This is a genomic window from Aeromonas sp. QDB14 (assembly GCF_027707845.1).
Lineage (GTDB): Bacteria > Pseudomonadota > Gammaproteobacteria > Enterobacterales > Aeromonadaceae > Aeromonas > Aeromonas caviae.
The window spans coordinates 1-6,252 of record NZ_JAPCJD010000127.1; the positions used below are offsets into that span (position 1 = coordinate 1).

The 6,252-nt window shown below is 60.1% G+C and carries 7 protein-coding genes; 1 reads left to right on the forward strand and 6 read right to left on the reverse strand.

The features are described 5' to 3' along the window. Positions 1 to 264 precede the first annotated feature (264 nt). From PG887_RS21495 to PG887_RS21520, 6 genes are read right to left on the reverse strand one after another with little or no spacing between them, the layout of a single operon-like run. Positions 265 to 1,443 carry a tetratricopeptide repeat protein gene (locus PG887_RS21495; protein WP_199769690.1) on the reverse strand — a complete coding sequence of 393 codons (1,179 nt, stop codon included), beginning with the start codon at positions 1,441 to 1,443 and terminating at the stop codon, positions 265 to 267. A 2-nt stretch (positions 1,444 to 1,445) separates the two neighbouring features. Then, complete coding sequence (locus tag PG887_RS21500) at positions 1,446 to 2,108, reverse strand: energy transducer TonB (protein ID WP_102948975.1); 663 nt, start codon at positions 2,106 to 2,108, stop codon at positions 1,446 to 1,448. Beyond that, positions 2,105 to 2,506: an ExbD/TolR family protein gene (locus tag PG887_RS21505; protein ID WP_069651569.1), complete on the reverse strand. Its 402-nt coding sequence runs from the start codon at positions 2,504 to 2,506 to the stop codon at positions 2,105 to 2,107. Before PG887_RS21505 ends, PG887_RS21500 begins: the two co-directional genes overlap by 4 nt. Further along, positions 2,503 to 3,033 (reverse strand): MotA/TolQ/ExbB proton channel family protein, encoded by a 531-nt coding sequence (locus PG887_RS21510; protein WP_104455026.1) that lies wholly within the window; start codon positions 3,031 to 3,033, stop codon positions 2,503 to 2,505. The genes PG887_RS21505 and PG887_RS21510 overlap by 4 nt, the downstream gene beginning before the upstream one ends. Then, positions 3,030 to 4,337, reverse strand: a complete 1,308-nt coding sequence (locus tag PG887_RS21515) for a MotA/TolQ/ExbB proton channel family protein (RefSeq protein WP_102948976.1) — start codon at positions 4,335 to 4,337, stop codon at positions 3,030 to 3,032. The genes PG887_RS21510 and PG887_RS21515 overlap by 4 nt, the downstream gene beginning before the upstream one ends. Next, positions 4,334 to 5,095, reverse strand: coding sequence for a DUF3450 domain-containing protein (locus PG887_RS21520; protein ID WP_182976204.1), 762 nt, complete (start codon positions 5,093 to 5,095; stop codon positions 4,334 to 4,336). The genes PG887_RS21515 and PG887_RS21520 overlap by 4 nt, the downstream gene beginning before the upstream one ends. Before the next feature lie 211 nt (positions 5,096 to 5,306). On the opposite strand from PG887_RS21520, the gene PG887_RS21525 reads away from it, so the two are divergent. Continuing rightward, the gene (locus PG887_RS21525; RefSeq protein WP_010672236.1) at positions 5,307 to 6,083 is read left to right on the forward strand and encodes a LuxR family transcriptional regulator; all 777 of its coding nucleotides are present in this window, start codon (positions 5,307 to 5,309) and stop codon (positions 6,081 to 6,083) included. Positions 6,084 to 6,252 lie beyond the last annotated feature (169 nt).

Genomic DNA, 6,252 nt, shown 5'->3' on the forward strand with positions numbered 1-6,252 from the left:
ATTCAAATTGTTAAAGAGCGTCACGCTTATCGCGTTGAGGAGGCGCATCTTACGCTCCTCACCTCGAAAGTCAAGCGATTGTTTTCGCTTTTCTTTCGGCGCCTGCTTCGCGAGGAAGCTGGCTCATCAGGTTGGCGTGTTCCGCCGTGCTGGTAGGGGCGCATTATAGGGAGCCGCGCCGGGATGACAAGGGTTTTTTGTAAAAATGCGCTCGTTTGCTGAAAAAGCAGGCTAAACCCCATGAAATGAGAGTTTACCCCAGTTTCATGCCGATTTTTTGTTCATACCGTCAGTCTGGGCCTGAATGTAGTTGACCCAGCTGGTCGCCCTGTCTTGCCAGTTGTTCTGCTGTTGCAGCTCGCGAGCCAACACCAGCGCCTGAGCATATTGTTCTTTATTGAGGTGTGCCTGCACCAGCAGGGCCTTGGCTCTGTTGCCCTGCTCTCCCTTCACTGACTTGATGGCCGAGAGCTGGGTCATGGCGGCATCCGTCTTGCCCTGTTGCAGCAGCAGTTCGGCGGCACGCATGGCGGCCTTGGGGTGAGCATGTTCCCGGGCAAGCAGTTGCCAGCTGTCCACAGCCTTCGGCCACTCACGTGCCCCTTCCCACAACTGGGCCAGCAATTGGCGATTCTCTGCGCTCTGCTTCATCTGTCCCTTGGCCATGGCAGACTCCAGCAGACGCGCACCGCGATAGGGCAGTCCCTGCCAGGCATACAGGCGGATTAGCTGGTTGCGGGCGGCGGCATCATCCATCAGTTGACGGTCGATGGCAGTTTGCAGCAGTGCAAGCGCTCGATCACCACGCTTGGCGGAGAGATTGAGCGACACAGCCTGCTGCCACCACTTGCTCTCTTTCGGCTCGCTGCGGATCAACTCTTCGGCCTGATCCGCAGCCACGCCGTAACGCTGCAATGCAGTGAGGGCGGAGAGGCGGATGATGGCTGCCTGCTTCTGCCAGCTTTTCTTCAACAGTTGTTCACTCTGGCTGGCTGCCTCGCCGTACTGCTTGTTGTGGTAATAGAGGCCAGCCAAGCGCAGACGCAAGGTATCGTCAGCCTTGATGGCCAATGCGGCCTTGTAGGTGGCGATGGCGCCGGACCAGTTGGATTGCTGGGCCTGGATATCCCCGCGCAGACGCAACAACTGAAGTCGTTGCTGCTCTGGCCACTCTTTATAGGCAAGAGCCTGCTCCACGTAGCGACTCGCCTGTGCGGTCTGCTGCAGGTTGGCGGCCAGAGAGGCCTGTAACTGCGCCAGCCAGGCGTGCTCAGCCTCGGAACCGGGTTTGAGCACAGCCGCCTTGCTCTGGGCCTGTTGCCACTGGCCGGATTGATAGAACTTCATCACGGGCTCCAGCTGGCGGGAGAAATGAGGGCTCACCTCCATCGCCAGACAGGCTTGGCTGACCAGGGCCAGCAGACAGATCCAGATCCGCAACATGGTTATGACTCCAATTTGAATTTGAGCGTGATGACTTGCACCAGCTTGTCGGTGGCGCCCGGCCTCGGCTGATAGCGCCACTTGTTGATCGCCTGAATGGCCGCTCGCTCGAACTGGCGCTTCGGCTTGGCCTCGACAACCTCCACATCCTGTACCCGGCCGTCGGCATCGACGCTGAAACGCAAGGTCACGGACCCCTCGATGCCAGCCTGCTGGGCCCGGTAGGGATAAACGGGCTCAACCCGTTGCAGCGGCATCAGCATGTCGCCGGCACCGATCCCGGTACCCTGCTGCTGACCATGGAAATTGCCGCTCGCGACCGGAGTGGGACTGGTCGCCACGCCAGGGGCAGAGACCTGTACCGCGCTCAGGGTCGAGACCAGATCCAGGCTCGGCTGTACCGAAGGCAGCGGGGCCGCCGCCGGCATGGGCATCGGTGTCGAAGCCAGCGCGGCAGGCGGCTCCGGCAAGGGTTCCGGCTCCTGGGGTACCGGCCGCTCACGCACCTGTACCTCGGTCACCTCGTTCTGCATGTTGATGACAATGGATTTCTGCTCTGTGGTCGCCTTCTCCCCTCCGGGCGGCTCCACCAGGGTGGCCATGAACAACAGGATGCCCAGACTGAGGGTCATCCCCAGTCCCAGGCTCATCAACTTGTGTTTCATTTCGGTGCCACCGCCACGGCGATGTTGTCGATGCCTGCCGCCTTGGCTTCATCCATCACCCGCACCACCTTGCCGTGGGGTACCCGTTCATCGGCCTGGATCACCAGGCTTGCCTCGGGCTGCTCCGCCAACAGTCGGGCGAGGGTGGCCTGCACCCGCTCCACATCCACCTGTTTGCGGTCGAGGAAGATCTGCCCCTGAGCGCCGATCGCCAGCATGATGCTGGACGATTTCTGCGCCTTGGCCTGGCTGGCCTGGGGTCTGTGTACCTCAAGCCCGGCTTCGCGCACGAAGGAGGTGGTCACGATGAAGAAGATCAGCATGATGAAGACGATATCCAGCATGGGGGTCATGTCGATCTGCACTTCATCGCGCTGGCGTTTGGATTGCCGTCTCATTGCATTACCTTCTCTTCTCGCAGGCCGTCCCGGGTCTTGGCCAGCGCATGCTTGGCCTGACTCTCGAGCCGGCTAAGTAACAACACGCCGGAGAGGGCCACCACCATGCCTGCCATGGTGGGGATGGTGGCGCGGGAGATCCCGCCCGCCATGCTCTCCGGGTTAAAGCGGTTGGCCGCAGCCAGCGCATCGAATACGCCTATCATGCCGGTCACTGTACCCAGCAACCCCAGCATGGGGCAGAGCACCACCAGGGTGCGGATGAAGATCAGATGACGGTTGAGCGCCAGCTCCACTTCTGCCAGCCAGCGCCCGCGAATCGCGCGAGCGTGCCAGCTGTGACGCTCGCGACGCGCCTGCCAGCGGCCCAGCAGCTGACGCTGCAACGGTGCAAACCCCAAGTTGAGGTAGAGCAGCCGCTCGATCATCAGAATCCACATCAGCACCAGCAAGGCCAGAATGACCCAGAGCACCGGGCCGCCACGGCCCATGAAGCTCTGCAACTGCTGCCAGATGTCGAGCATCATGCTACCCGCTCCACCCTGTCACCATTGCTTTCGGCCCGCTCGGCCAGGATCCCGGCCACCTGCTGTTCCAGCACGTTGGAGAGCTCGGTGAAACGGGACTGCAACAGGCTGTGGGCCAGGATCAGCGGAATGGCCGCTACCAGACCCTGCACCGTGGTGACCAGGGCCATGGAGATGCCGCCCGCCATGATCTTGGGATCGCCGGTACCGAACTGAGTGATGGCCTGGAAGGTGCCGATCATACCGGTCACGGTGCCGAGCAGACCCAGCATGGGGGCTATGGCCGCGATCACCTTGACCATGCCGATGCCGCGCTCCAGGCGAGGGGTCTCCTGCAGGATCGCCTCATCCAGACGCAGTTCGAGGGTCTCCATGCTCAGTTCTGGATGCTTGTCAGCCACCGTCAGCACCCGGCCGAGGGCGTTGTCGGCATGATATTCACCGCTCTTGAGTTGGCGACGAACCCGACCCAGTTCGCGAGAGAGGCTCCACAGCCGTACTCCAGCGATCCCCAGGCCGATGGCTGCCAGCAGCACGATGATGGCGCCGACCTGGCCTCCCTGCTGGACTTGCTGCCAGAAGGTGGGCGCCTGGGCCAGCATATCGAGCAGAACACCGTGGGAGGGATCCAGCGGCAACGCTTCTCCCTCCTGACCCTGATAAGCGGCCACAGCGGAAAGCACGCTGCCTGGCAGGCCCAGCACCGGACTCAGGCCTTCGGCCCCCGGTTGCAAGAAACCACCATCGCCCAGCAGGGCGAAGCTGCCGATCCGGGTCAACGTCTGCTCGCTGGCAACGCCCTGAGCATCGAGCACCTTGCCATTGAACTGGGCAACCCGGCCCGATTCGCGGATCTCCTGCAGCAAGGTGGCTGGCAGCAGGGCAAGGGCGGCGCGATCAGGCACCTGTTTATCCTGTGCCATGGTTTTCAGCGGGGCGAGACGATCAGGATACTGGCCCTCGACGGCGGATTCGCTCAGCAACTTGACCGCATCGCTGGCGCCCTGACGGGTGACCGCAAAGATGTCGTTCATGTCGCCGGAGGCTTGCTCCCACTGGGTATTGAGCTCCACCAGCTGCTTTTCATTGGCCGCGAACTGGCTGGCCAGCTCCTTGCTCAGGCGCTGGGCCTCGGCCAGCTTGGCGCGGGCACTGTTCAGCTCCCTGGAGACGGACGCCAGATCCTGCTGTGCCTGCTGTTCACGGGCCTGTTCCTGCTGCTGCCAGGCTTCCTCGGCCACGGCGGCTGTGGTGCCCAGAGAGAGGGCGAGGGCAAGGGGTAACCACTTCATGGTGACGCTCATGACTGGGCCTCCTGACCACGGCTGACGGAAAGGGGGACATTCAACAACTGGGGAACTTTCTTGTCGGCAGCCATTTCCAACGCCTCGGCGATGGGGGAGAGCCACTGGCCGTCGAGGGCTTGCCATTGCTTGCTCTGCGCAGACCAGCGCCACGCCTGGGAGCGATCGGCGGTCATCGCCAGCAGGGAGACCCGGCCCAGAGCCAGCACGTCGACCCGGCGCGGTGCGCCATCCAGCACCAGCTCGGCGGAATAATGGTCCAGTCTGCTGCCGTATTCGGCTTCAATCTGATAGGCCTGCAATAGCTGGCGGAACTTCTCCGCCTCGCTCACATCGGCTCTGGCCAGCGTCGCTTTCAAGGCAGCAACCCGCGCCAGACGATCCTCCCTGCGCAGCGGGATGTCATCCTGTACCAGCTGTTCCAGATCGGCTTGCATCTGCAGCATCAGGGGGACAAGCCCCTGTCTGGTCTCCTGTACCGCCTCCAACTGCTGGTTCAGCTTGCCCAGCTCGTTTTGCTGATCGGCCACCAGAGACTGCATGTAGCGGTTGTAGGCTTCCAGATCCCGCAGTTGAAGTTGGGCATTTTGCAGCTCAATCCTGGCGGCGACGGCGCCATCGGCGGCTTTCTCCACACGCAGCTGGGAGGCTTTCCCGTCGGCGATACTGTTCTTCAATGCTGGCGCAACCACCTCGTCGGCGGACACGACGCAATGAACGGCCATGGGTAACAAGGCCAGACCCCAAAACTTGTTCATGATATAAATCTTAACAATGATAACTATTCTCATTGTCTCAAAGAGTAGGGTCACTGGCAATCAGATGATTTTCTTGGCCTCTGGCCGAAAAAACAGGATACTTTTTAGACAAGTACGGGAATAACTGGCGTTGGTAGTCGCAACACCATTTTAAATAACTAAAAAATGTCTTTTCGATCAGCAAGATAAGTGATCGAAAAAGGAGACTTACATGTTTAACGATGCGATCTGGGAACACATAGATCGGTTCACCAAGGCGAAGAAGACCAGCGAGATCCAGCAACAACTGGAGCGCTTCAGTCATCAGATGGGGTTTGATTACTTCCGTTTGCTGATTATTTTCCCCATCAGCATGCAGAAATCCCATGTGGCCTTGTTCAACAACTGCCCCACCAGCTGGTTTGATGCCTATTCGGAACGGCACTACCTGACCCAGGATCCGGTCGTCTTCCTGGGACTGAAGCAGACCCAGCCCATCTTCTGGAACAAGCTCGATTGCGATGCCCCCTGGTTGCCCAGCGCCAGCAGGGAGGTGATGAACCTGGCCGCCGACTTCGGGGTGAGGAACGGCGTCTCCTTCCCGCTGCACACGCCGCAGGGGGAACACGGCATCCTCTCTTTCATCAGCAAGGAGAAGTCCAATTCCGATCTGATGTTTGAAAACGTTCCCCTGCTGTCATTCTGCGCCAGCTACATCTTCAACTCGGCCCTGACCCTCATCAAGGCCAGGCCAGACCTGATGAAATACCTGGCCGAGCTGTCGGATCGGGAGAAGGAGTGCCTTTTCTGGGCCAGCGAGGGCAAGACCTCCTGGGAGATCGCCACCATCCTCGGCATCAGCGAGCGAACCGTGAACTTCCACCTCAATCAGGTCACCAACAAGACGGACTCGCGCAACCGCAACCAGGCGATCGCCAAGAGCATCTCCAGCGGCATTATTGTGCCTTCCCTGGACGATGTGACCATCACCAACCTGCGGCTGTCGTAGCCTGTTTTGCCAAAACCAAAAGAGCCGCAATGCGGCTCTTTTGTAAGAAAGTAATAAAGTTGGATACCTAATCAGCCCGTAAGCCGCATTATGGAAGGTGCGAATAAGCGGGGAAATTCTTCTCGGCTGACTCAGTCATTTCATTTCTTCATGTTTGAGCCGATTTTTT